The sequence below is a fragment of the Rhodococcus sp. USK13 genome, assembly GCF_018343855.1.
Taxonomy (GTDB): Bacteria; Actinomycetota; Actinomycetes; order Mycobacteriales; family Mycobacteriaceae; genus Rhodococcus_F; species Rhodococcus_F oxybenzonivorans.
In genome coordinates this window covers 6,090,142-6,113,241 of sequence record NZ_CP069242.1, presented here as the reverse complement: position 1 = coordinate 6,113,241, position 23,100 = coordinate 6,090,142, and the positions used below count along the sequence as shown (strand labels likewise).

At 66.7% G+C, this 23,100-nt stretch carries 22 protein-coding genes; 14 read left to right on the top strand and 8 right to left on the bottom strand.

Features of this window, described 5'->3' with window-relative positions; genetic code table 11:
- Positions 1-28: 28 nt before the first annotated feature.
- Positions 29-988 (bottom strand): alpha/beta hydrolase, encoded by a 960-nt coding sequence (locus JQT59_RS30695; RefSeq protein WP_213573216.1) that lies wholly within the window; start codon positions 986-988, stop codon positions 29-31.
- Between the two features lie 91 nt (positions 989-1,079).
- On the opposite strand from JQT59_RS30695, the gene JQT59_RS30690 reads away from it, so the two are divergent.
- Positions 1,080-1,421 carry a YidH family protein gene (locus JQT59_RS30690; protein WP_213573215.1) on the top strand — a complete coding sequence of 114 codons (342 nt, stop codon included), beginning with the start codon at positions 1,080-1,082 and terminating at the stop codon, positions 1,419-1,421.
- 55 nt (positions 1,422-1,476) lie between these two features.
- The gene (fgd, locus tag JQT59_RS30685) at positions 1,477-2,484 is read left to right on the top strand and encodes a glucose-6-phosphate dehydrogenase (coenzyme-F420) (RefSeq protein ID WP_213573214.1); all 1,008 of its coding nucleotides are present in this window, start codon (positions 1,477-1,479) and stop codon (positions 2,482-2,484) included.
- Between the two features lie 69 nt (positions 2,485-2,553).
- Here the strand turns inward: fgd and JQT59_RS30680 are convergent, their stop codons facing one another.
- The gene (locus JQT59_RS30680; RefSeq protein WP_159920062.1) at positions 2,554-3,468 is read right to left on the bottom strand and encodes an AurF N-oxygenase family protein; all 915 of its coding nucleotides are present in this window, start codon (positions 3,466-3,468) and stop codon (positions 2,554-2,556) included.
- A 361-nt stretch (positions 3,469-3,829) separates the two neighbouring features.
- Here JQT59_RS30680 and JQT59_RS30675 point away from each other — a divergent pair, with 361 nt between their 5' ends.
- A complete protein-coding gene (locus JQT59_RS30675; protein ID WP_213573213.1) occupies positions 3,830-4,075 on the top strand; it encodes a hypothetical protein in 246 nt (81 codons plus the stop codon).
- 163 nt (positions 4,076-4,238) lie between these two features.
- A complete protein-coding gene (locus JQT59_RS30670) occupies positions 4,239-4,895 on the top strand; it encodes an MFS transporter (RefSeq protein ID WP_213573212.1) in 657 nt (218 codons plus the stop codon).
- A 491-nt stretch (positions 4,896-5,386) separates the two neighbouring features.
- Here JQT59_RS30670 and JQT59_RS30665 read toward each other — a convergent pair whose 3' ends face one another.
- Positions 5,387-5,896 carry a nitroreductase/quinone reductase family protein gene (locus JQT59_RS30665; protein WP_213573211.1) on the bottom strand — a complete coding sequence of 170 codons (510 nt, stop codon included), beginning with the start codon at positions 5,894-5,896 and terminating at the stop codon, positions 5,387-5,389.
- Positions 5,897-5,987: 91 nt separating this feature from the next.
- Here JQT59_RS30665 and pta point away from each other — a divergent pair, with 91 nt between their 5' ends.
- The gene (gene pta / locus JQT59_RS30660) at positions 5,988-8,123 is read left to right on the top strand and encodes a phosphate acetyltransferase (protein ID WP_213573210.1); all 2,136 of its coding nucleotides are present in this window, start codon (positions 5,988-5,990) and stop codon (positions 8,121-8,123) included.
- Complete coding sequence (locus tag JQT59_RS30655; RefSeq protein WP_213573209.1) at positions 8,120-9,322, top strand: acetate kinase; 1,203 nt, start codon at positions 8,120-8,122, stop codon at positions 9,320-9,322. The genes pta and JQT59_RS30655 overlap by 4 nt, the downstream gene beginning before the upstream one ends.
- 15 nt (positions 9,323-9,337) lie before the next feature.
- Here the strand turns inward: JQT59_RS30655 and JQT59_RS30650 are convergent, their stop codons facing one another.
- From JQT59_RS30650 to JQT59_RS30640, 3 genes are read right to left on the bottom strand one after another with little or no spacing between them, the layout of a single operon-like run.
- Positions 9,338-11,632: a serine/threonine-protein kinase gene (locus JQT59_RS30650; RefSeq protein WP_213573208.1), complete on the bottom strand. Its 2,295-nt coding sequence runs from the start codon at positions 11,630-11,632 to the stop codon at positions 9,338-9,340.
- A gap of 5 nt (positions 11,633-11,637) precedes the next feature.
- On the bottom strand, positions 11,638-12,621 hold the full coding sequence (locus JQT59_RS30645; RefSeq protein ID WP_213573207.1) for a glutamate ABC transporter substrate-binding protein: 984 nt from the start codon (positions 12,619-12,621) through the stop codon (positions 11,638-11,640).
- Entirely contained in the window at positions 12,618-13,979 is a 1,362-nt protein-coding gene (locus JQT59_RS30640; RefSeq protein WP_249353957.1) for a GlnX family signal transduction membrane protein, read from the bottom strand. The genes JQT59_RS30645 and JQT59_RS30640 overlap by 4 nt, the downstream gene beginning before the upstream one ends.
- A gap of 199 nt (positions 13,980-14,178) precedes the next feature.
- Between JQT59_RS30640 and JQT59_RS30635 the strand changes: the two genes are divergently transcribed.
- The gene (locus tag JQT59_RS30635) at positions 14,179-14,937 is read left to right on the top strand and encodes an NUDIX hydrolase (RefSeq protein ID WP_213573205.1); all 759 of its coding nucleotides are present in this window, start codon (positions 14,179-14,181) and stop codon (positions 14,935-14,937) included.
- 1 nt (position 14,938) lies between these two features.
- Here the strand turns inward: JQT59_RS30635 and thiE are convergent, their stop codons facing one another.
- Complete coding sequence (gene thiE / locus JQT59_RS30630) at positions 14,939-15,637, bottom strand: thiamine phosphate synthase (RefSeq protein WP_213573204.1); 699 nt, start codon at positions 15,635-15,637, stop codon at positions 14,939-14,941.
- Between the two features lie 134 nt (positions 15,638-15,771).
- Between thiE and thiO the strand changes: the two genes are divergently transcribed.
- The 7 genes from thiO to JQT59_RS30595 all read left to right on the top strand — a co-directional run bounded on the left by thiO (position 15,772) and on the right by JQT59_RS30595 (position 22,212).
- Positions 15,772-16,854, top strand: a complete 1,083-nt coding sequence (gene thiO, locus JQT59_RS30625) for a glycine oxidase ThiO (protein ID WP_213573203.1) — start codon at positions 15,772-15,774, stop codon at positions 16,852-16,854.
- Positions 16,855-16,856: 2 nt separating this feature from the next.
- Positions 16,857-17,081, top strand: a complete 225-nt coding sequence (thiS, locus tag JQT59_RS30620) for a sulfur carrier protein ThiS (protein WP_159920084.1) — start codon at positions 16,857-16,859, stop codon at positions 17,079-17,081.
- Positions 17,074-17,841: a thiazole synthase gene (locus JQT59_RS30615; RefSeq protein WP_283254029.1), complete on the top strand. Its 768-nt coding sequence runs from the start codon at positions 17,074-17,076 to the stop codon at positions 17,839-17,841. The genes thiS and JQT59_RS30615 overlap by 8 nt, the downstream gene beginning before the upstream one ends.
- 131 nt (positions 17,842-17,972) lie before the next feature.
- Entirely contained in the window at positions 17,973-18,914 is a 942-nt protein-coding gene (locus JQT59_RS30610) for an ABC transporter ATP-binding protein (protein ID WP_213573202.1), read from the top strand.
- Entirely contained in the window at positions 18,914-19,708 is a 795-nt protein-coding gene (locus JQT59_RS30605) for an ABC transporter permease (protein WP_109327640.1), read from the top strand. Before JQT59_RS30610 ends, JQT59_RS30605 begins: the two co-directional genes overlap by 1 nt.
- A 145-nt stretch (positions 19,709-19,853) precedes the next feature.
- Positions 19,854-21,308 carry a M20/M25/M40 family metallo-hydrolase gene (locus JQT59_RS30600; protein WP_213573201.1) on the top strand — a complete coding sequence of 485 codons (1,455 nt, stop codon included), beginning with the start codon at positions 19,854-19,856 and terminating at the stop codon, positions 21,306-21,308.
- Between the two features lie 52 nt (positions 21,309-21,360).
- Positions 21,361-22,212 (top strand): adenylate/guanylate cyclase domain-containing protein, encoded by an 852-nt coding sequence (locus tag JQT59_RS30595; protein WP_213573200.1) that lies wholly within the window; start codon positions 21,361-21,363, stop codon positions 22,210-22,212.
- A 32-nt stretch (positions 22,213-22,244) separates the two neighbouring features.
- Here the strand turns inward: JQT59_RS30595 and thiD are convergent, their stop codons facing one another.
- Positions 22,245-23,090 (bottom strand): bifunctional hydroxymethylpyrimidine kinase/phosphomethylpyrimidine kinase, encoded by an 846-nt coding sequence (gene thiD / locus JQT59_RS30590; RefSeq protein ID WP_213573199.1) that lies wholly within the window; start codon positions 23,088-23,090, stop codon positions 22,245-22,247.
- Positions 23,091-23,100 lie beyond the last annotated feature (10 nt).

Here is a 23,100-nt window from a genome sequence, read left to right as displayed (position 1 = left end):
CCGATCGCCGCTGTCCCCCCGGTCGCCGCTATGCCCCGAGAGCACTGCCGATGACGGGCCAGGAGTCGCGTAGCTCGGTTTCGAACAGGCCCCAGGAGTGGGTGCCCTGCGGTAGGTAGGCGAACGTGGCCGGGATTCCGAGCTGCCGAAGCCGCGATTCGAACGCGCCGGCGCACACATGGGTGACCATCTCGACGACACTGCCGCCGATCGTCTGCGGCACGGCCAGTAGTGGGTCGTGGTTGTCGATCGGCCCCGGCATCCCGTTGCCGGTCGACACGAACAGCGTTGTGCCGCGCAGGCGCTCGGCGCTCAGCATCGGATCGTGCCGCGCCCACGCGGGATCCCCGGGCGCACCCCACATGTTGGCGGCGTTACCGCCGCCCCGCAGTTCGACCATCGACCGCACCATCGCCTGCCCGAGCACGCCACTGGTCTGTGCGCACCCGCTGTACGAGCCCACCGCACGGTAGAACCCCGGTACCTGCGCCGCCAGGTCGAGTACCGCGCTGCCCGCCATCGAGACTCCGCCGATGGCTTTCGAGCCCGTCGTCGAAAACCGGCTGTCGATTGCGGCGGGAAGCTCGTGGGTGAGGTACGTCTGCCACCTGTTACGCCCGAGCACCGGATCATCCGCGACCCAGTCGGTGTACATGCTGTACTGGCCGCCGATCGGCATCACGACGTTCACATGCTTGTCGGCGAAGAAGTCCCGGACCCCCGTGTTGTTGAACCACGAGATGCCGTCCGATCCGCCGCCGATCCCGGTGAGCAGGTAGAAGGTGGGTGCGGACGCACCGGAAGCGGGCGAGATGACGTCGTTGGAAACCCAGCGGCCCATCGCCTCCGAGTAGACGTCCACCCGGGTGATCCGCGGCTCCGCCGAGGCGGGCGGCGGTCCGAGCGCCAGCCACGCGGACAACAGCAGAATCGTCACCACCAGTCCACGGAGAGGGGCCGAGCGTCGCAGAACGTCGAACGGTCGCATGATGCCCCCTGCCTGTGGCCTGCTCGTCCAATCTAAGACGCCGGGCTACCTGCTTGTCGCGGTTCCACGGAACCGGTGTATAGATGGATCGATGACGGACACCGACCGGCCCGACGAGCGATTCACACTCGCCAGTGAGCGGACGTTTCTGGCATGGATGCGAAGTTCGCTGGCCTTGCTCGCGGGTGGTCTCGCGATGATCCACCTAGTCCCCGAATTCAGCACCGGGTGGGTGCGGACGACCCTCGGCCTGATTCTGATCGGTCTCGCCGCGGCAGCGGCCCTCGTCGGACTGCGACGGTGGTCTCAGGTCGAGAAGGCCCTACGCGACGGCGCGCCGATGCCACCGCCCCACGAGTTGAGGCTGTTCGCCGTGGCTCTGACGGTGGTGGCGCTGGGAGCGGGGCTCGCCAGCGTCGTCGCCGTTCTCTAACCTGCAGAAGAGGTTTGCATAACGCGAACCGCACGTGACGACGAAGGAGTACACGGTGGCCCACGAGCTCAAGCTGGGATACAAGGCGTCGGCGGAGCAGTTCGGTCCGCGGGAGTTGGTGGAGCTGGGTGTGCTGGCGGAGGCGCACGGGATGGATTCGGCGACGGTGTCGGATCATTTCCAGCCGTGGCGGCACGAGGGTGGGCATGCGCCGTTCTCGATTGCGTGGATGACGGCGGTGGGGGAGCGGACGGAGCGGTTGCAGTTGGGGACGTCGGTGATGACGCCGACGTTTCGGTACAACCCGGCGGTGGTGGCGCAGGCGTTCGCGACGATGGGGTGTCTGTATCCGGGTCGGGTGATGCTGGGGGTGGGTACCGGTGAGGCGCTCAATGAGATCGCGACGGGGTATGCCGGGGAGTGGCCGGAGTTCAAGGAGCGGTTCGCGCGGTTGCGGGAGTCGGTGCGGTTGATGCGGGAGCTGTGGCTCGGGGATCGGGTCGATTTCGAGGGCGAGTATTTCTCCACGAAGGGGGCGTCGATTTACGACGTGCCCGAGGACGGGATTCCGGTGTATATCGCGGCGGGTGGTCCGGTGGTGGCCCGGTATGCCGGGCGCAGTGGGGACGGGTTCATTTGTACGTCGGGTAAGGGTATGGAGTTGTATACGGAGAAGTTGCTGCCGGCGGTCGCGGAGGGGGCGGCGAAGGCGGAGCGTGAGGTCGCGGAGATCGACAAGATGATCGAGATCAAGATTTCCTATGACACGGATCCGGAGTTGGCGTTGGAGAACACCCGGTTCTGGGCGCCGTTGTCGTTGACGGCGGAGCAGAAGCATTCGATCGATGATCCGATCGAGATGGAGAAGGCGGCGGATGCGTTGCCGATCGAGCAGGTTGCGAAGCGGTGGATCGTGGCGTCGGATCCGGATGAGGCGGTGGCGCAGATCAAGCCGTATCTCGACGCCGGATTGAATCATCTGGTGTTCCATGCGCCCGGACACGACCAGAAGCGGTTCCTGGAGCTCTTCGAACGTGACCTCGCCCCCCGGCTGCGCGGCTAGGCGGCTTCGCCGCCTGTGAGTGGTTAACGAGTGTAGAGACTCGTTAACCACTCACAGGCGCGGAGCGCCTCAGAGCATGTGCACCCGCTTGTACAGGCGCTTGGACGGCCCGCCCAGCAGGTCCGCGTCGGCGAGGAAGCGCATCAGTGGCTGCGAGCTTTCGCGTACCTTCGCGGCGCGGAACGAGTTGTTCTTCGCCTCGCGCAGCGCTCGCTCGGTGTCCAGCCCGGCGGCGGCGTAGACAGCGGGGTTGATCATGCTCGACACGATGAGGTTCGCCGCGATCGCGATGGCGCCGCGGCTGGCCGCCCGGCGAGCCTTGCTGGTGCCCGCTGCACGGCGCAGTGTCTCCTCACGAGCGAAACGCATGTGCCGGGCTTCCTCGACCACGTGGATCTTGCTGGTCACCCGAACGATCGGCTGAACACGGGTGTCCTTCATCCAGTCGCGCTGCATGACGTCGAGGATTTCTTCGGCGACCAGGATGCCGGCGTAGGCGACCTCTCCCGACGCGAGAGCTTTGAATCCGCGACCCAGGTTGACGACGGCACGGCGCGGCACGTACGACGGGCAGCCGAACTTCTCGGCGGTACGAGCGAACATCACGGAGTGCCGGCATTCGTCGGCGACTTCGGTGAGCGCGAACTGGAAGTGCGCCTGCGAGGCATCCTTGGCATACATGTCCCGGATGACCATCTGCTGCAGGATCATTTCGAACCAGATGCCGGTGCCCATGATCGAGGACACTTCGTGCTTGGTCAGGGTGATCTGCTGCTCGAACGTCATTTCGTTCCACAGCGGGGTTCCGAACAGTGTGGACCATTCCGGCGTCAGGCCGTACAGGTCGTCGGGGACCGGTGCATCCCAGTCGACCTCGACCATGGGGTCGTACGACATCCTCGCGGAGGATTCGAGGAGCCGTGTACCCGTGTCCTGGCGATCGGTGATCCTCGGGTTGCGAAGCTCGAGCGTAGAACGGGTCATGAGCGTCCTCCATATCAGTGTGACGAGACGTAACATGTAATATGGACCTCAGAATGATTTACGTCAAGGCCGCTCGTGTACAAATGCTGGACTCGCTGACGGATACGCCGCCCATCGAGCCGGTGGGTGATGATTCCCACACACGCCCGGAGTTGGCTTGCTGAATGTTTGCTGATGGTCTGTAGTGGGTGTGCCTGCAGTCGGCAACAAGCTCCCGAACCGCAACGCGCAGGGTTCGGGATCGGCCGGCGGTCCCTCCCCCGACTCGGGGTCGTCGGCTGTTCCCACACCCGCTCACCCCAGCGGGTGTGGGAACAACCAGGCCGCCCGCGGCCCTCCTTCGAAGAAAGTTGGATGAGCAATGCCCGAGCAGAACCCTGTGAAACCCGACATCGTCGTCGGAGCCCGTGTCCGGGTTCGGCGCGAGACGGAAACGACGGCGCAGGGTGTGGTGATCGAGGATTTCGCGGAACTGACCACGTCGGGGCAGTCACTCGGCCGCGACTGGGCTCCGGTGCACCGGTGGGCGGTCGCTCTCGACGACGGACGTCTCGTGTTCGCCCACGACGGCGAACTCGACGTCGACTCGGCGTCGAGCGGACAGTGACCGACGTCAGTCGACGCCGTGGAGACGTTTCATCGCTCGGTGCAGTTGGTCTCGCTGAGCGCGGGTACGCCCAGGCTGCTGTGGCCATCCCGGTTTGCGCGGAGACCGTCGAGCGCGAAGCCGGTGCTGACCGATCCGGCTGCGTGGTGCCTCGTATTTGGTGATGTTGATTTCTGCGGTAGGCATGTTCGGGATCTTTCTGTTCCTCACCTATTACCTCCAGCAGCTGCTCGGATACAGCCCGATCGCGACCGGTATCGCCTTTCTGCCGATGGTCGCGTCGATCGCCCTGAGCGCTTCGTTCTCGGGAGCGGTGCTGGCCAATCGATTCAGCCCGCGGATACTTGTTACGTCCGGTCTGCTCGTCTCTGCACTCGGTATGGCATTCCTGACCGCGATCGATGTCGACTGCGCCTACCTCACCGGCATCCTGCCGGGTCTTGGCGCGGTGGGGCTCGGTCTCGGATTCGTCTTCTCGAGCGCGATGGCCTCCTCCACGGCGGGAGCGCGGGCCGACGACGCCGGCGTCGTTTCGGCCACGGTGAACACCGCGCAGCAAGTCGGCGGTTCGATCGGGATTGTCCTCCTCAGCAGTGTCGCAGCCTCAGCAGCAGACAACTACAGCGCCGAGCACGCCGTGTCTGGGGATCCGGCCGTCGTGGGCGCAGCAGCTCGCCGAGGGTGCGGCGCTGGCCGGCTATCACTCCGCGTTCTGGGTGGCCGCAGCATTTTCGCTGTCGGCGCGTTGGTGTCGATGACACTGTATCGCAACGAGATTCCGCAGCAGGACGCCGATGCGGGGCCAGTTCTGGTCCACTGATGGAGTGTGCTGATCGGGCCCTATCGAGGCGGTTCGCGCCGAACGGTGCGGGGGGTCGGCCTGGCATCTGGAGACCGCGCGATGGTGCGGATGCCGGTCAACCCCTCGATGGCCGCGGCCAGATCGTCGGCGGACAAGTCTCCTGATTCGGGGTCCGTATCTGCAGGCTCGTGGCCTCGCCGGGACTTCTGGTTCATATGTCTGCCTGTCTTCGAGTCGACGTGGGGGGAGAACTCACTGATCAGGGTCGGGCGGATTCGGCTTCAGCGGCACAGGCGCCACCACATACGGGCGTAACTGTCTGGCTGCAAGCATGTTTCCCCCTTTCCCGGCGGTTGTCCGCCTCATCTCCTGGTTCCACCACACACCACGAGCAAACCTCTGGCAACTTGCGGCGCTGTGATTGTCCCCACGTAGATGGTACGGGCGGGAACAGATATCCCGGGGTAGCGCTGGCGAGCGGGTCGCGCTGATGACGCAATGACGTCTGGTCAGGTGGCAGTCAGTGCGAACACCCGCATGTTGCGATCGGTGCGGGTCTCGTAGACGCCGTAGACCCTGACCATGGCATCGAATTCACGATAGATGCGGGTTCGTTCCGGTTCGGTGAGGAGAGTGGCGGTCACCGGGATCGCCTTTCCCCCGATGGTCACCGTCGCGTGCGGCTCCGCGATGAGGTTCGCGGACCAGGCGGGGTGTTTCTCTTGCCCGAAGTTGCTGCCCACCACGTAAATTCGGTCACCCTCGCGGTAGTACAGCAGCGGGCTGGTCCTCGGCTTCCCGGACCTGCGGCCCGTCGTGGTGAGAAGCACCACCGGCGCGGCGATCGGGCCGAGAACAGTGAAACGACCACCGCTCTTCTCGAGTAGACGCCGGTCTACTCCGGCGAGCTTCCGAATCACCCACGACCCCGGCCGGGTAGCGGCGAAGGTCGCAGCGGGCTCACGGAGGAAGCTGTTTTCGCTGCCCCACCGCACGTCGGGGAAGGGTGATTCGGCCATATGTCATCTGACCGCTTCGCAGGACCCCTGTCAATCGTGGTGGCCGGAGGTGCCGACGGCGACGGCGCCGGCGCGGACCGCCGGATACGCTATGGCCATGGCTGCACCTGGAACCTCCGCACCAGTGAGTCCGCCGGGCCGTTCGGCGCCGTCGAGCATTTACATCGCCTCGCCGGAGGGGGACACCGGTAAATCCACCATTGCGTTGGGTGTCTTGCAGATGCTGTGTGCCTCGGCGGCACGGGTGGGTGTTTTCCGGCCGATCGCGCGATCGACGGAGGAGACCGACTACATCCTTGAGTTGCTGCTCGAGCACACCACCGCCGACGTCGGTTACGAGCAGTCCCTGGGTGTTACCTATGAGCACGTCCACGCCGACCCCGATGGCGCGCTCAGTGAGATCGTCGCGCGGTATCACACGATGGCCGAGCAGTGCGATGCCGTGGTGGTCATCGGTAGCGACTACACCGACGTGGCCAGTCCAAGTGAGCTCGGGTACAACGCGAGGATCGCCGTCAACCTGGGTGCGCCGGTGCTCCTCGCATTGCGGGGAGCACGCCGCAGTCCTGACGAGGTGGCCCAGCTCGCTGCGCTGTGCATAGGCGAATTGAAGGCACATCACGCTCATCTGATCGCGGTGATCGCCAATCGGTGCAACCCGGACGAACTCGGCGCAGTCACGTCCGCGCTGTCCTCCACCGGCGTGCCTGCGTGGAGCTTGCCGGAGATTCCGCTGTTGACCGCGCCGACCATGGCAGAACTGCTCGACGCCGTCGACGGCACCTTGTTCAGTGGGGATCCCGAGCTTCTGCACCGTGAAGCGCTGCGGGTGATGGTCGGCGGTATGACGGCCGAGCACATCCTCGAGCGTCTGAGTGACGGGGTGGTGGTGATCGCGCCTGCCGACCGTTCCGACGTACTGCTGGCGATGGTCAACGCGCACGACGCGGAAGGGTTTCCGTCGCTCGCCGGAATCATCATGAATGGTGGTCTGCTCCCGCATCCCGCGATCGCCGACCTCATGGCAGGTTTGAAACCGCGTCTCCCGATCCTCACCACGTCGCTGGGGACGTTCGACACGGCAAGTGTTGCCGCGCAGACGCGGGGCCGGGTGGCCGTCGGCTCGCAACGCAAGGTCGACACCGCGTTGAGCGTCATGGAGCAGCACGTCGATCCCGCTGTTCTCGTCGAACGGCTGAAACTTCCGATTCCCTCGGTGGTCACACCGCAGATGTTCGAGTATCAGCTGATCGACCGGGCCCGGCGCGGTCGCAGGCACATCGTCCTTCCGGAGGGTGATGACGACCGTATCCTCCGGGCCGCGGGCCGTTTGCTCCAACGCCAGGTGGCGGAGCTGACACTCCTCGGAGACGAGGGACGGGTACGCAGGCGTTCCGCCGAACTTGGTGTTGACCTCTCCGAGGCGCAGGTCCTCGATCCGCGAACCTCGGAGTACACCACCTCGTTCGCCGAGGAGTACGCCCGGCTGCGCGCGCACAAGGGCATGACCCTCGAGCGTGCACGGGAGGTGATGGGCGACATCTCGTACTTCGGAACCATGATGGTGCACAGGGGAATAGCGGATGGAATGGTGTCCGGCGCCGCGCACACCACCGCGCACACGATTCGGCCGTCGTTCGAGATCATCAAGACTCGGCCGGGTGTGAACACGGTGTCGAGCGTGTTCCTGATGTGTCTGTCCGACCGCGTCCTCGCCTACGGCGACTGCGCGGTAGTGCCCGACCCCACCGCCGAGCAACTGGCCGACATCGCGATCTCGTCCGCTGAGACTGCCGCGCAGTTCGGCATCGACCCGCGCATCGCGATGCTGTCGTACTCCACCGGCGACTCCGGGACCGGCGCGGATGTCGACAAGGTGCGCTCCGCCACCGCCGTCGTCCGTGAGCGGCGACCGGATCTGTTGGTGGAAGGACCGATTCAATACGACGCCGCCATCGAGCAGAGTGTGGCCGACAAGAAGATGCCCGACTCGCAGGTGGCGGGTAAGGCGACGGTGTTCATCTTCCCCGATCTCAACACCGGCAACAACACCTATAAGGCGGTGCAGCGCAGTGCCGGTGCCATCGCCGTCGGCCCGGTGTTGCAGGGTCTGAACAAGCCGGTCAACGACCTCTCCCGGGGCGCGCTGGTCGAAGATATCGTCAATACGGTGGCCATTACGGCCATTCAGGCCGCGGCGCTCGAACCTCAGGGGGCAGACACGTGAGCGACGACACCGCAGGATCGGTACTGGTACTCAACTCCGGTTCTTCGTCGATCAAGTTCCAGCTCATCCAGCCGGACACCGGCGAGTCGATCGCCTCCGGGCTGATCGAGCGGATCGGCGAACCGGACGGTCACATCGTGTATCGACACCGCACGGGCGTGGAGGAACGACACGGTGTCATCGCCGACCATCGCGCGGGTTTGAAAACGGTCCTCGAGGTGGTCGCCGAGGTCGGCCGGCCGCTCGGTGAGGCGGGGATCGTCGCCGTGGGACATCGCCTCGTTCATGGTGGCAAGGTGTTCTACGAGCCCACGATCATCGACGACGACGTAGTGCGCGCCATCTCCGATCTGTCGAGCCTGGCGCCGCTGCACAATCCGGCGAACGTGATCGGCATCGAGGTGGCACGGGAAGTGCTTCCCGATGTCCCGCACGTCGGAGTATTCGACACCGCGTTCTTCCACACCCTGCCCGCGGCGGCGTCCACGTATGCCATCGATCGGAGCATCGCGCAGGAGTACGACATTCGCCGTTACGGCTTCCACGGGACGTCGCACCAGTACGTGTCGTCCTGTGCCGCCCAGTTCCTCGGCAGGGATACCTCCGAGCTCGACCAGATAGTTCTGCATCTGGGCAACGGCGCCTCGGCGTCCGCCATACACGGCGGCCGCGCCGTCGACACCAGCATGGGATTCACGCCACTCGAGGGCCTCGTCATGGGTACGCGCAGTGGTGACATCGACCCGGGAGTCCTCCTTCATCTGTACCGGCAAGGACTGACGGTCGACCGGATCGACGATCTGCTCAACCGGCAGTCGGGTCTGCGTGGGCTGTCCGGTGTCAACGACTTCCGCTCGCTCCGGACCCTCGTCGGTGAGGGAAACGCGGACGCCGCGCTCGCCTATGACGTGTATGTGCACCGGCTCCGCAAATACATCGGCGCCTACCTCGTGGAGCTGGGCGGTGCCGACGCCATCACGTTCACCGGGGGAGTGGGCGAGAACAACGTCGATGTCCGGCGCGACAGCCTGGCGGGGCTCGAACGTCTCGGCATCATCGTCGACGACACCCGCAACAGCTCGGAATCCCGTTCGGCCCGGCGCATCTCCTCGGACGACTCCGAGGTGGAAATTCTCGTCGTCCCCACCAACGAGGAGTTGGCGATTGCCCGGGCGGCAGTCGACTTGGTGGGTGGCTGAGCCGGTGACCGACTGCTAGAACAGGCTTTTCGGGCGAATGGTGTTAGCCCGGTCGACCAGTGCATAGCGGTGGGTGCGTTCGGGTGCTTTGCGGGCCAGTGCGCGCAGCGCCGCCTCGGCGCCCGTGCGTAACCCGTGTTCGGTGAACGGCACGCCGAGAAAAGGTCTTTGTTCGGTGGTCGACGTGTGGCCGCTGCGTATCCAGTCGAGTGCGGTACCCAGTACGAGGGTGCGCATCTGAAGTGCCCGGCTCTCTTCGTGCGGCAGCGCGGCGACACGAAGCGCCGCCTCGCGCAGCTCGGACTCCTCGATCTTGTCGATCGGCCGCCCGGACAGCAGCACCAGCACACCGGTCATCCGGGCCACGGTGAAGTGCCGGGAGGTGGGGGGAACCTCGTCGAGCGCCGCGAGGGCACCGGAAAGATCTCCGCGCTCGGTGAGTTGCCGTGCCAGCCCGAATGCCGCACTCACAGCGTTGTGGTCGGTGCGCCACACCGACCGGTAGTACTTCTCCGCGAACGACCGCCACGGGGCCGGGTCCGAGGTATCCCAGTGCTGCAGGATCAACTCGGCGGTCGCGGCCAGGGCGAGCTTGGGTGCCGTCTCACCGGGCATCGCTTGCAGCACTCCTTCGAAGTGGGAGAAGGCTGCCTCGTAGTCGCCGGAGAGCAGTGCGGCGATTCCTGCGTACCAGTCGATCCGCCAGTTGTCGCCGACGTCTCGCTCCACTTCCCCGAGCAGAGTGAGTGCCGTGGCCGCGTCACCGAGATCGAGGTGGGCCTTGATCTCGGCGAGCGTGAGTTCGCGGGAAAACGACACATCGGGATTTCCGACGAGGCGTTCGATGCCGTTGTCCCGGGCATGTCGCAGGGAGTCGAGCGTCTGCTGCGGTTCGCTGTGAACGGCGGCGGCCAGCAGGGGAGCGTTGGGGTCGGTGGGATCGATCAGCGGCACCGCCAGGGCCTGCGCCACCGAGCGCGCATCGAGTTTCTGCTCCCGTTGCACACCGTCGACGTAGACGTCGGTCTGTTCGACGGCCTCGTCGGTGCCGAATGTTGTTCGCTGCCTGCTGAACACCGTGGAGAGCCCGGGGTGTTCCTCGCCGGTCTGCTGCGCGAGTACCTCACGGAGTACGCCGGTGAGCTGGCCGGCCATCTCCTGCGCCGAGCGGAAACGCTTCGCGGGGTCGGGATCGGTGGCACGCAGCAGGAGTCGATGGAAGAACTCGTATTCGGCCAGCAGCGGCGCGTGATCCGGGGTCGGTATCCCGTCGAGGTACCGGCCCTTGTCGGAGGGCATGTCGAGCGTCAGCACCGCCAGCGTGCGGCCCACCGTGTAGATGTCGGAGGCGACGGTCGGGCCCGTCTTCACGATCTCCGGTGCCTGGAAACCCGGTGTGCCGTAAAGATAGCCGTAGTCCTCGATGCCCGCGACCGCGCCGAGGTCGATCAGCTTGAGCGAATCCTCGGTCACCATCACGTTGTCGGGCTTGAGGTCGTTGTAGACCAGGCCCGTGGAGTGCAAATAGTCGAGTGCCGGAAGTATTTCCAGCACATAGGCGATGGCTTGCTCGATGGGCATCCGTTCGGGGCGATGGTGCGTCGAGAGAACGTCCCTCAGAGAGTGCCCGCCCACGTACTCCATGACGATGTACCCCATCGGAGTCCCGTCGGATCGGGGGTGCTCGACGAAGTTGTAGATCTTCACGATGCTCGGGTGCGCCACCTCGGCGAGGAACTGGCGTTCGGCCAAGGCGACCGCCTGCGCCTCGGCATCACCGAAATGCAACAGACCCTTGAGAACCACCCATCGATCGCTCACGTTGCGGTCGATCGCGAGATAGATCCACCCGAGACCGCCGTGCGCGATGCATCCCTGCACCTCGTACTGGCCGCTCACCAGCTCCCCTGGCTGCAGAAGCGGCCGGAAGTCGAACGTGGCGGCGCACGAAGGGCATGTGCCGAACTCGCACTCTTCCGCAGTGGCGCACTTCCGGCCGACGGGATTGCCGCACTTCCAGCAGAACCGCTTGTTCTCGGGAACCGTCGGGTCCGACATCACGGCCGAAGCCGGGTCGACCGTCTTCACCACCGGCACTTCGACGAGCCCACCACCCAGGCGCAGGCGGCCGCCGGAGCGACTGCGCGGTGACCGCGTCGAACGACCTGTCGTCGAGGCCCCCGATGGACGCGAAGCCTGCGTGGCCTGTTCCGGTTCGCGGGGTGCAGCCTGAGTGGCCTGTTCCGGTTTGCGGGGCGCAGCCTCGGTGGCGACGTCGGGATCCGGCGACCCCGTATTCTCCTGGGACATGGGCCTCAGTCCTGGTACACGGCGGCCGGAGGGACGGGCGACGGTCCCAGCATCGACAACCAGCGGTTGTAGGAGTCGGTCCAGGTTCCGTCGCGGCGGATCCGCTCGAGGGTGCCGTTGACGAACCGCACCAGGTCCTCGTTCGATTTGGTGATGCCGATTCCGTACGGTTCGGCGCCCATGCTGTCCCCGACGATCTCGAGGTACGGGTCCTGAGATGCCAGTCCGGCCAGAATCGTGTCGTCGGACGTCACCGCATCGACCTGCCGTTGCTGCAACACCACCAGGCAGTCGGACCACATCGGCACGGTGAGGATCTCTGCCGTCGGCGCCACCTGCTGCAGCCGCTCCAACGAGGTGGTGCCGCGCACCACACATACCCGTTGTCCGGCCAGATCCGCCGGACCGCGGATGGGCGAGCCCTTGACGACGAGGACGCGTTGTCGCGCCTCGAAGTACTGGCTCGAGAACGCCACCCGCTCTCGCCGGTCGCAGGTGATCGTCATCGTCTTGGCGACGACATCGACCAGCGACTCCTGCAGCGCCCGTTCACGATCGGCGGAGGTGAGAATTCGGTACTCCAGGCGCTCCGGGTCACCGAATAGATCCCGTGCGATCTCACGGGCGATGTCGACATCGAACCCCTCGATCGTGCCGGTTGCCGGGTCGCGGAAACTCATGAGGTTACTGCCGGTGTCCAACCCGACGATCAGCCGGCCCCGCGCGCGGATGGCGTCGACGGTCGGGCTCGGTGGTGGTGCGCCTGCTTCGGAAACGGGGCGCAGACTGGCTGTGGGATCGCCGCAGTCGCCGCCCGGCGCGGGAGCCGGTGTCGAACGGTCCGTCGGTGCCGGGGCGACGCCGGCGGGCAACGGCGGTTCGGTGTACGAGATGCTCGGCGAACCGACGTGCCCCGACGTCGACTGGGCGCAACCGCAGAGGAGCATCGCCAGCGCTAGCACCACGGGTGCTATCCGGTGCGGCCTCACTGATACTCCCTCAACCGCGGCCACAGTCCGATGATAATTCCGATCACGGCGATCAGCGTCAGGGCGAAGGCCCCCGGGCCCAACGCTGTCAGCACCCCGGATGCGGACGCCACATGGGAGCGAAGGTGATCACGGGCAGAGTCGATGCCTTCGGTGAGCGCATCGTCGAGAGCGGTGAACTGGGCGGCCGAATTCTCGTCTCCGGGTCCGATGGCGATGGCCGCGCCAGTGAGGAAATCGCCTTCGGCGAGAACGGTGTTCATCCGTTCGTGCGCCGTCGACCATCGGTTCCATGCTTCCTCGGCCCGGGTCACCTCGGCGTCACCGACCGGGTTGTCGTCCTCGCGCGGATAGTTCGACAGCACCGCACCGAGCTGAGCGGACTTGTCGTCGAACACCGCGTCGTAGTCGCCGTTCGAATCGCGCCGCACCAACCGGAGTGTCTCCTCGGTGCGCGCCTGCTGGGCGAGGATGCGGCCGGTGGTCAATTCGTGCAGCGGCCGGGCACCCTCGGTGAGTGCGCGATGGGTGTCGAGAGCCGAGATCAGCCCTGCTATCAGCATCCATGCCAGCAGAATGGCGGTCGCCGACGATGCCACTATCAAACCGAGGTTGAACGTGCGCCGAGTGAGCCGCGCCAGCACGACCTGGGTGAGGACCAATCCCACCGCGGTGGTCAGCAGGAGCGCGAGAGCGAACCACGGAGGCCGTGAATAGTTACTCTGCGTCGACGCCACACGGGCCTCGTGCCCGGCGTGCAACTGCTGCGCCATCGGAAGCAGGCTCGTCTGCATCAGCGTCGAGGCCTCCCCGAGGTAGGCCGCCCCGACGGGGTTGCCCACCCGGTTGTTCGCCCGCGCGGTCTCGACGAGCCCGGTGTACACGGTGAGGTCGGTGGAGATGGAGGCGAGGAGTCGGCGGCTGTCCGCCTCGCTCGCTGCCAGCCCGCCGGAGGCATGGACGAGATCCGCCGACGCCGTGCCGATCGCCTGCGCGTACCTGTCCCGAAGGTCGCCCGGCTCGAGACCCCCCGAGATGAACGCCGTCGTGGCTGCGGCGTCGGCCACCGACAACGCGATATACAGATTCTGCGCCGAGTACGACAGCGGTTCGGCATCCACGAGGACGGCGTCGAGCGTGGCCGCCCTGCCGTTCACCGTGGAGGTGGCCACCAGACCGGCGGCCACGCACAGGAGCATGAGCAGAATGCCGAGACCGGTCAGTCTGGCCGGGGTCGAGTGGAGGAAGGCGCGCAACTCCCTGCGGCGAGCCACCGCCGGATCGACCTCGTCGTCCCCGAGGGCCGACAAAGCTCGGCTACCGTGGGGTTCGATCGACGGTGCCTCACGCAGAACCACGTCGCACCTCTTCTGGAAACGGCCGCACTGTGTGGGGAGCATATAAGCTGCCGCGCCGGGAGGCGGTCAACCGGACGGAGCGCGGGATCGTGCCCCCGGCCGAACGGGGCCCGAACGGGGCCGTGAGCTGGCGAGGCCGGGAGAAACCGTTAGTGTGAGGGAACTGCAGGTGACCCATCAGGTCGGACAGGGGTAGTCGATGCGTGGTGACGGGGACGGCTGGGCAACCGGTCCGGACGGCAGTCGTCATTGGGGCAAGCACGGTGCGGCCGGATTGTTGTTGCGTGCTCCGCTCGCGGACGAGACGCCGGCGGTGCTGCTCCAACATCGTGCGGTCTGGAGTCATCAAGGCGGGACGTGGGCGTTGCCCGGCGGCGCCCGGGACAGCCACGAGACGACGACCCATGCTGCGGTCCGGGAAGCCCACGAGGAGACCGGCATCGAGAGCGCGGCCATCCGGGTGCGCACCGAGGTCGTGACGATGGAAGCCGCCAGCGGTTGGAGCTACACCACGGTGATCGCCGACGCCGAGCGCCCGCTCCCCACCGTTGCCAACGGTGAGAGCACGGAGCTGCGCTGGGTTCGTGAATCCGACGTTGCAGGGCTGCCGCTCCATCCGGGGTTCCAAGCGGGCTGGCAGATGCTGCGCACCACCGAGGTACGGCTCGTCCTCGCCGGGCACGACGTTCTGGGGGAGCACGCCTTTCTGACACACTTGTCAAAGGCGTTGCCCCGCACGATCCACTTGCCCGACGGAACCTACGGCTGGCTCCCGCGCATCGAGGTGCTCGACTCGCTCGAGGTGTTCGGTGGCACTGCGGAGCCGGCAGGCCATGGCACCACCGTCGGAACGGTGACCGCCGTGGTGACCGCGGACCCCGAACTCGTCGACCAACTCGCGGGCACCGTCCTCACCCTGGAGCCGTCGACCGTCCTGGGCTGGCTGGATCAGCCGTAACTCAGCTGTTGCCGCGGAGCATTCCGGCGAGTGAGCGCGCCGCCGCCTGAGGGTCCCGGGCCTCCGTGATCGCCCGCACCACGACGATGCGGGTCGCTCCCGCAGCCAGAATCTCCGGTACTCGCGACTCGTCGATGCCACCGATCGCGAACCAGGGTCGGGTGGGCTGCGCATCGGCTGTGGACCGCACCAGCTCGATGCCCGCCGCCGTGCGTCCCGGCTTGGTGGGGGTGGCCCACACGGGCCCGGTGCAGAAGTAGTCGACGTCGTCCTCGATCGCCGCGAGACTGGCCTGCGCCCGGCTGTGGGTGGACCGGCCGATCAGGACGTCCGGCCCTACGACGTTCCGGGCGTACGGCACCGGAAGGTCGCCCTGGCCGAGGTGCAGGACATCGGCACCGGCTGCGAGCGCCATGTCGGCGCGGTCGTTGACGGCGAGCAGGGCGCCGTGCCTCCGTGCGACGGCGGCGAGCACGGACAGTGCCGCAAGTTCGTCGCGTGCGTCCATCGGACCCAGCTCGCGCTCGCCGGCCGAGCCCTTGTCGCGGAGCTGGATGATGTCGACACCACCGGACAGCGCGGCTTCCGCGAACTGTGCCAGGTCACCTTTCTCGCGTCGAGCGTCGGTACACAGGTACAAACGCGCAGCTCCGAGGCGACGCCGACGTTCTGCATGGCTGGTGTGATGCGAGGTGGTCACGGCATGACGGTAGCCTCTACGGTGAAAGTGCAACACGGGAGTCCCGGGATCGTGGGGCTGAGAGGGGCTCACGCCGAGCCCGACCGTCATACCTGACCCGGATCATGCCGGCGCAGGAAGTGAGGTGGTGTTCGATGTCAACGGTTCTGAGACCACGGTCGGTGTCCGTCGTCGGCGGCGGGGTGATCGGGCTGTCGATTGCGTGGCGCGCCGCCCACGCCGGGTGGTCGGTCCGCCTGTACGACCCGGCGATCGGCTCGGGTGCGTCGTGGGTGGCAGGGGGAATGCTGGCACCGCTGTCCGAGGGCTGGCCCGGCGAGGAGAGTGTCCTCGAGCTGGGCAGTGCGTCACTGGACCGGTGGCCCGACTTCGGCAAGGAGCTCGAGGCCGCCGCCGGTGTCGAGCTGTTCACTTCGGCCAGTTCACTCACCGTCGCGCTCGACGCCGCCGATGCCGAAGATCTGCGCACCATCGCCGAATGGGTGGGTGCGCAGGGACGCGATCTGCAGATCCTGAGCCGCAGCGAGGTGCGCGAACTCGAGCCGATGCTCGGGCGTGGGGTTCGGCTCGGACTGCTCGCGGTCGCGGAACTCGCCGTGGACAACCGGTTGCTGCTGGCGGCACTGCGGACGTGCGCAGTCGACGCCGGAGTGGAGTTGATCGAGGAGAGTGTGTCCGACCTCGGCCTGCTCGACACCGACCAGATCGTCCTCACCGCAGGCGTCGCGTCGCCGTCGCTGTGGCCGGGTCTTCCGGTTCGCCCGGTGAAGGGGGAGATCCTGCGACTGCGTGCCCGTCCCGGGGTGACGCCGGCGCCGGGTCGCACCATCCGTGGCAGTGTGCACGGCCGTCCCGCGTACCTCGTGCCGCGGGCCGACGGAATCGTCGTTGGCGCGACTCAGCACGAATCCGGCCACGACACCCAGGTCACCGTCGCCGGGGTGCGCGATCTCATCGCCGACGCCGAAGCACTGATGCCTGCGATCGGTGAGTACGAACTGCGCGAGGCCTCGGCCGGTCTGCGGCCGATGACTCCTGACAATCTGCCCCTGATCGGGCGAGTGTCGGATCGGGTCGTGGTGGCGACGGGACACGGACGCAACGGCGTCCTGCTCACCCCCGTCACCGCTGACGCGACGGTGGCACTGTTGGAGGGATCGGCTCTCGCCGAGGCGAAGGCTGCCGACCCCGGACGTTTCGAGAAAGTAGCGAGGTAGAGATGAGTGAGCAGCAAGTCGTGGTGCCCGTCGGCATCACCGTCAACGGCGAGGACCACGAGTTCGCGGTAGCGCCCACCGTCGCACAGCTGCTGGAGACGCTGAACCTGCCCACGAAGGGCATCGCGGTAGCTGTCAACGGTGCCGTGTTCCCGAAGGCCCGTTGGGATGAAGTCGTGGACCGCGGCTGGGACATCGAGATCCTCACGGCGGTGCAGGGTGGCTGACGTGACGCCGGTGGCGCAGAAGGGCTTGACCATCGCCGGCCGCTCCTTCGACTCGCGGTTGATCATGGGCACCGGCGGGGCCGCCAACCTCACCGTGCTGGAAGAGGCGCTGGTGGCGTCCGGCACCGAGTTGACGACCGTCGCGATGCGTCGGGTCGACGCGGCCGGCGGCACCGGCGTGCTCGACCTGCTGCGGCGGCTCGACATCGCGCCGCTGCCGAACACCGCCGGTTGCCGGGGCGCGGCCGAGGCGGTGCTCACCGCGCAGCTCGCCCGTGAGGCGCTGGAAACCGACTGGGTGAAGCTCGAGGTGATCGCCGACGAACGCACCCTGATGCCCGACGCGATCGAGCTCGTCAGTGCGGCAGAGCAATTGGTCGACGACGGCTTCGTCGTCCTGCCGTACACCACGGACGACCCGGTGCTGGCCCGTCGGCTCGAGGACATCGGGTGTGTTGCCGTGATGCCCCTGGGGTCACCGATCGGAACCGGATTGGGCATCGCCAACCCGCACAACATCGAAATGATCGTCGACGGGGCCGGGGTGCCGGTGATCCTCGACGCCGGCATCGGAACTGCGAGCGACGCCACCCTGGCGATGGAGTTGGGCTGTGACGCCGTCCTCCTGGCCACCGCCGTCACCCGGGCCAAGGACCCGGCGCTGATGGCGTCGGCGATGCGCGGCGCTGTCGTGGCGGGGTACGAGGCACGTCACGCGGGCCGGATACCCAAGCGATTCTGGGCGCAGGCGTCGTCCTGACCACTTCCGTGCGGGTGGCGTTCTCAGGGTTCTGTCGGGGTGGGTCCGGGGACGGGTGGTACCACGGGACGAGTCGACAGTAGACCCACGGCGGATGCGCCTCACCCCATGGTTCGGGCATCCTCGTCACCATGATTGAAGTGAGGGGACTGACAAAGACCTTCGGTGCGACGAAGGCGGTGGACAACCTGACGTTCACCGTCCAGCCGGGTATGGTCACCGGCTTCCTCGGGCCGAACGGTGCAGGCAAATCGACGACGATGCGGATGATCCTCGGGCTGGACCGTCCCACCGCGGGCACGGCGCTGATCGACGGCAAGCCGTACCGCGAGCTGGTGCAGCCGCTCCGGACCGTGGGCGCACTCCTGGACGCCAAGTGGGTGCATCCCAACCGCTCCGCCCGCGCCCACCTGCAGTGGATGGCGGCCTCGAACTCGCTGCCGAAGAGCCGGGTGGACGAGGTGCTGCACCTCGTGGGCCTCACGGAGGTGGCCGGCAAGAAGGCCGGTGGGTTCTCGCTCGGCATGTCCCAGCGACTCGGCCTGGCCGCCACGCTTCTCGGTGACCCGAAGGTTCTGCTGTTCGACGAGCCGGTGAACGGTCTCGACCCCGAGGGCATCGTGTGGATCCGCAAATTCATGCAGCGCCTCGCGGCCGAGGGACGCACCGTGCTGGTGTCGAGCCACCTGCTGTCCGAGATGGCGCTCACCGCAGAGCATCTGGTGGTCATCGGCCGTGGGCGCCTGATCGCAGACACGACGGTGTCGGAATTCGTGAGCAAGTCCTCGGAATCGACGGTGCGGGTGCGCAGTCCGCAACTGGATGCGCTGCGGAGCGCGCTGACGTCGAATGGGCTCACGGTCCGCGAGGACGGATCAGACGGGCTGCAGGCGCTCGTCGTGGTCGATTCGTCCACCGACGTGATCGGCGCGATCGCCGGATCGCAGGGAATCACCCTCCACGAGTTGGCGTCTCAGCGCGGTTCGCTCGAGGACGCCTTCATGAAACTGACAGGAGACGACGTGCAGTACCACGCAGAAAGCGTCGACGACGTGATGAGGGGTGCACTGTAATGGCTGTTCTCAATGCGGAACGCATCAAGATCACCTCCACCCGGTCGCCGTGGTGGTGCACCGTCATCATCGTCGTGCTGGGTCTCGGCCTTGCCGCGGTCATCGGGTTGAGCGCGAAGGCCAGCATCAACTCCTTCAACGACCAGTTGGCGGACGGGAAGGAACCCGATTTCGAACCCTTCCTGCCGCAGATGGCCGATGCCGTCGGCGGTGTCTCCGGATTCGGTGTCCTGGTCCTGATGATCCTCGCGACCCTGGCCGTGACCAGTGAATACCGCTTCGGGGTCATTCGCACCACATTCCAGGCGATTCCGAACCGCGCCTCCGTCCTCGTCGCCAAGGCCGGCCTGATCGGTGCGTTCGGTGCCGTGCTGACCTTCGTCCTCACCTTCGGGGCGTACGCCATCGCGAAGGCGACCGCGGGCAACGAGGCAGGTGCTGCCCTCACACTCTCCGGTGGGGATGCATGGCGGTCGATCTACGGAGTGCCGATCTACGCGTTCCTGTGTGTCGTGCTCGCCGTCGGGATCGGTGCGTTGCTGCGCCAGTCGGCGGGAGCGATCGCGCTACTGCTGCTCTGGCCGCTACTGATCGAAAGCCTGTTCAACCTGTTCGGATCGTTCGGTGAGAAAATCATGCCGTTCCTGCCGTTCCTCAATGCCAATCACTTCCTCGGGGCACCGCAGGGCGTGGACTTCCACTGGGGACCGTGGGGCAGTCTCGTGTACTTCGCGGTGTTCGTCCTGGTGATCTTCGGGGCCAGCCTGGTGGTGGTGAACAAGCGCGACGCGTGAGACCGATAGAGTACTTTCGCCCTGCCTCTCCGCCAGGTGAACGTCGGGAGACCTGGCTGGGATCGTAGGCAGGGCGGGGAGCCTGTGGGCCGGTGCGACATCCATTCGCACCGGCCCACAGGTGGTTCTGCGTTAGGCTCCCGACATGCGACTACGGGGACTTTTCACCGTCGGAGTGACCGGTGCGCTGGTGCTGGCCGGGTGCTCGTCCACGAGCGAACCGGAGTCGCCACCGGTCGACGCGAGCGCACTCGCCGGATCGGTCACCGAGGACGCGCTGGTAGCGCATCTCGAGGAACTGCAAACCATCGCCGACGACAACGACGGCAACCGCGCCGCAGGCACCCCCGGATACGAAGCCAGCGTCGACTACGTGGCACAAGTTCTGACGGACAACGGCTTCGACGTCCAGACCCCGGAATTCGAGTTCCACAATTTCGATGTCACCGCCGAGAAACTGAGGTCGCGCGACCGTGACGTCGAGGTGCGAGCACTGTCCTACAGCCCGTCCACCGGCCCCGAGGGACTGACGGCGAGATTGGTGCCGGCTCGCCAGGACGAGACCCCGGGGTGTGAGGCAACGGATTACGACGGTCTCGACGTCAACGGAGCGATCGTGCTGGTCGACCGGGGTATCTGCCCGTTCTCGGCCAAACAGCAGATTGCGGCCGAGCGCGGTGCTTCGGCCGTGATCGTGGTCAACAACGAGGACGGGCCGATGAGCGGCGGCACTCTCGGCGATCCGTCGGCGGGCAAAATTCCCACCGGCGGGGTGAGCAGGGCCGACGGTGACACGCTCCGGCAGGGCGGCGGAGACGTCACGCTGACGCTCGACACCAGCACCGAGACCAGCACGTCCCGTAACGTCATCGCCCAGACGACGACGGGCTCCACCGGCGATGTCGTCATGGTCGGCGCTCATCTCGACAGCGTTCCCGAGGGGCCCGGCATCAACGACAACGGCACAGGCGTGGCCGCGATCCTCGAAACGGCGGTCCAGCTCGGCGGTTCCCCGGACGCCGACAACGCGGTGCGGTTCGCCTTCTGGGGCGCCGAAGAACTGGGCCTGCTCGGCTCCGAGGCCTATGTCACCGGCCTGAGCGAGGCGGAACGCAACGACATTGCGCTCTACCTGAACTTCGACATGCTCGGCTCGGAGAACGCCGGCTACCTGACCTACGACGGCGACAACTCCGACAACGTCGGCGAAGGTCCCGGCCCCGAAGGTTCGGCGGGAATCGAGCGCACTTTCGTCGAGTACCTCGGTAAGAACGGCATTGCCGCGAACGGCACCGATTTCGACGGCCGCTCCGACTACGGTCCGTTCATCGAGCAGAAGATTCCGTCGGGCGGGGTGTTCAGTGGTGCCGACGACAAGAAGACCGCCGAGGAGGCCCAGAAATGGGGTGGCACACCCGACGCCGTGTTCGACAAGCATTACCACAGCCCGACCGACACCCTCGCGAACATCGACCGGGCAGCTCTTGCGAAGAATGCGTCCGCGGTGGCCTACGCAGTCGGGGTCTACGCGGAGTCACTGGCCGGTCCCAACGGTGTCCCCACCGGCGCCGATCGGGAGAAGGCTCGGGCAGCGCAGTGATGTCCGATTCGTCACGGGCTTCTGCCTGTGACGCTGGGTTACCCTTGCGCTCGTGAGCGAAGACCCGGCCGACGACAGCGCTGCCGAACTCGACGCTGCGTCGGAGAGTAGACAGGACAAGGTTCTGGGCTGGGTGGGGGCACTGAACCGTCGGCCCCAGCTGATCGAAGGACTGCGCAGGGTCCGCCGTGCCTTGCCGGGAGATCCGGCATTCGGCGACCCGCTGTCCACCGCAGGCCCCGGCACCGCACGCGCCGTGGCCCGCGTGGCGGACCGCTTCCTCGACCATCAGCCGGGAGCGTCCCGGGAGATGAGCCTCGGCGCCCTGCAGGTGTGGCAAGCGCTGCTCGAGCGCACCGGCCGCGGCCGGGGAACCCAGGAAGTGACCATCGTGTTCACCGATCTCGTCGGCTTCTCGAGCTGGTCTCTCCCCGCAGGCGATACCGCCACCCTCGCGCTGTTACGAGACGTCGCCAAAGCAATCGAGACACCCATGGTCGACCGCGGCGGGCACGTCGTGAAGCGGATGGGCGACGGCGTGATGGCCGTCTTCCCCAGCCCTGATCGCGCCATCGACGCCGTCTTCGCCGCGCAGGACGCGCTCCGGAATGTCGAGGTCGACGGCTACCGTCCGCGGATGCGGGTCGGAATCCACACAGGGGTTCCCCGGCAGCTCGGCAGCGATTGGCTCGGCGTCGACGTCACCATCGCGGCCCGCATGATGGAACTCGGCGGGGACGGCAACGTCATGGCGTCGTCCGCCACCCTCTCGGCGCTTCAGCCGGGGACGCTCGAGGAACTCGGTATCAGCGTCAAACCGTGGCGCCGCGCCTTCTTCGCCCCCGCCCCCAGCGGGGTGCCGTCCGACCTCGGCATCTGGCGGCTGCGGCTCCGCCGCCCGTGAGTACTTCTTAACCGCCGCAGGTTAATAAGTGCTCACGGGGGACGAAGTCGCCAGAGGGGGGAGACGGGGCCATGACCGGCTCCCAGGTCGTACGACGCCTCGAGGCACTTGGTGACCCATTCCTTGCCGAACGCGACGGCGTCGGGCACAGACCACCCGTGGGCGAGTGCGCTGGCGATGGCCGCCGCGAGGGTGTCGCCGCCTCCGTGGTCGTTGCCGGTGTCGATCCGGGGGCTGCTGAACTCCCGGAAGGTGTCCCCGTCGAAGAGCAGGTCGGTACTGACCTCCGACGTACGCAGGTGCCCACCCTTGACGATCGACCACTGGGCCCCGAGCGCGTGCAGAGCCTCGGCTGCGCGGCGCGCGGTGGCGTCGTCCACCACCTCGATCCCGGTGATGAGCCGGACCTCGTCGAGGTTCGGTGTCACCACCGTCGCGATCGGGATCAACGTGTTCCGTACGGCGTCGAGCGCTTCGGCGTGGAGCAACGGATCGCCGTGCATCGACGCGCAGACCGGGTCGACGACGAGCGGGACCGGATGCTCGCGCCCGATCCCCACTTCTGTGCAGACACTCGCGACGGCCTCGATGATGGCGGTGGACGCCAGCATGCCCGTTTTCGCCGCTCCCACGCCGATGTCGCCGACGACGGAGCGGACCTGCGCCGCCACCGTCTCGGGTGGAATTTCGTGGAACCCGCTCACACCGACGGAGTTCTGCACGGTCACGGCGGCCACCGCGACGCATGCGTGGACACCGCACAGAGCCATCGTCCGTGAGTCGGCCTGAATTCCGGCGCCACCACCGGAATCGGTGCCGGCGATGGTGAGGACTCGGACGGGGGTCTGGCCGTCGGGGGCCAGGGGCAGCAGCTTCACGGAGGGGACC

Coding starts and splice junctions, on each gene's coding strand:
- JQT59_RS30605 (WP_109327640.1), top strand. CDS start 18,914: ATGGCTGTTCTCAATGCGGAACGCATCAAGATCACCTCCACCCGGTCG.
- JQT59_RS30635 (WP_213573205.1), top strand. CDS start 14,179: ATGCGTGGTGACGGGGACGGCTGGGCAACCGGTCCGGACGGCAGTCGT.
- pta (WP_213573210.1), top strand. CDS start 5,988: ATGGCCATGGCTGCACCTGGAACCTCCGCACCAGTGAGTCCGCCGGGC.
- thiS (WP_159920084.1), top strand. CDS start 16,857: ATGAGTGAGCAGCAAGTCGTGGTGCCCGTCGGCATCACCGTCAACGGC.
- JQT59_RS30675 (WP_213573213.1), top strand. CDS start 3,830: ATGCCCGAGCAGAACCCTGTGAAACCCGACATCGTCGTCGGAGCCCGT.
- JQT59_RS30690 (WP_213573215.1), top strand. CDS start 1,080: ATGACGGACACCGACCGGCCCGACGAGCGATTCACACTCGCCAGTGAG.
- JQT59_RS30610 (WP_213573202.1), top strand. CDS start 17,973: ATGATTGAAGTGAGGGGACTGACAAAGACCTTCGGTGCGACGAAGGCG.
- JQT59_RS30680 (WP_159920062.1), bottom strand. CDS start 3,468: ATGACCCGTTCTACGCTCGAGCTTCGCAACCCGAGGATCACCGATCGC.
- JQT59_RS30695 (WP_213573216.1), bottom strand. CDS start 988: ATGCGACCGTTCGACGTTCTGCGACGCTCGGCCCCTCTCCGTGGACTG.
- JQT59_RS30665 (WP_213573211.1), bottom strand. CDS start 5,896: ATGGCCGAATCACCCTTCCCCGACGTGCGGTGGGGCAGCGAAAACAGC.
- JQT59_RS30670 (WP_213573212.1), top strand. CDS start 4,239: ATGTTGATTTCTGCGGTAGGCATGTTCGGGATCTTTCTGTTCCTCACC.
- thiO (WP_213573203.1), top strand. CDS start 15,772: ATGTCAACGGTTCTGAGACCACGGTCGGTGTCCGTCGTCGGCGGCGGG.
- JQT59_RS30600 (WP_213573201.1), top strand. CDS start 19,854: ATGCGACTACGGGGACTTTTCACCGTCGGAGTGACCGGTGCGCTGGTG.
- JQT59_RS30650 (WP_213573208.1), bottom strand. CDS start 11,632: ATGTCCCAGGAGAATACGGGGTCGCCGGATCCCGACGTCGCCACCGAG.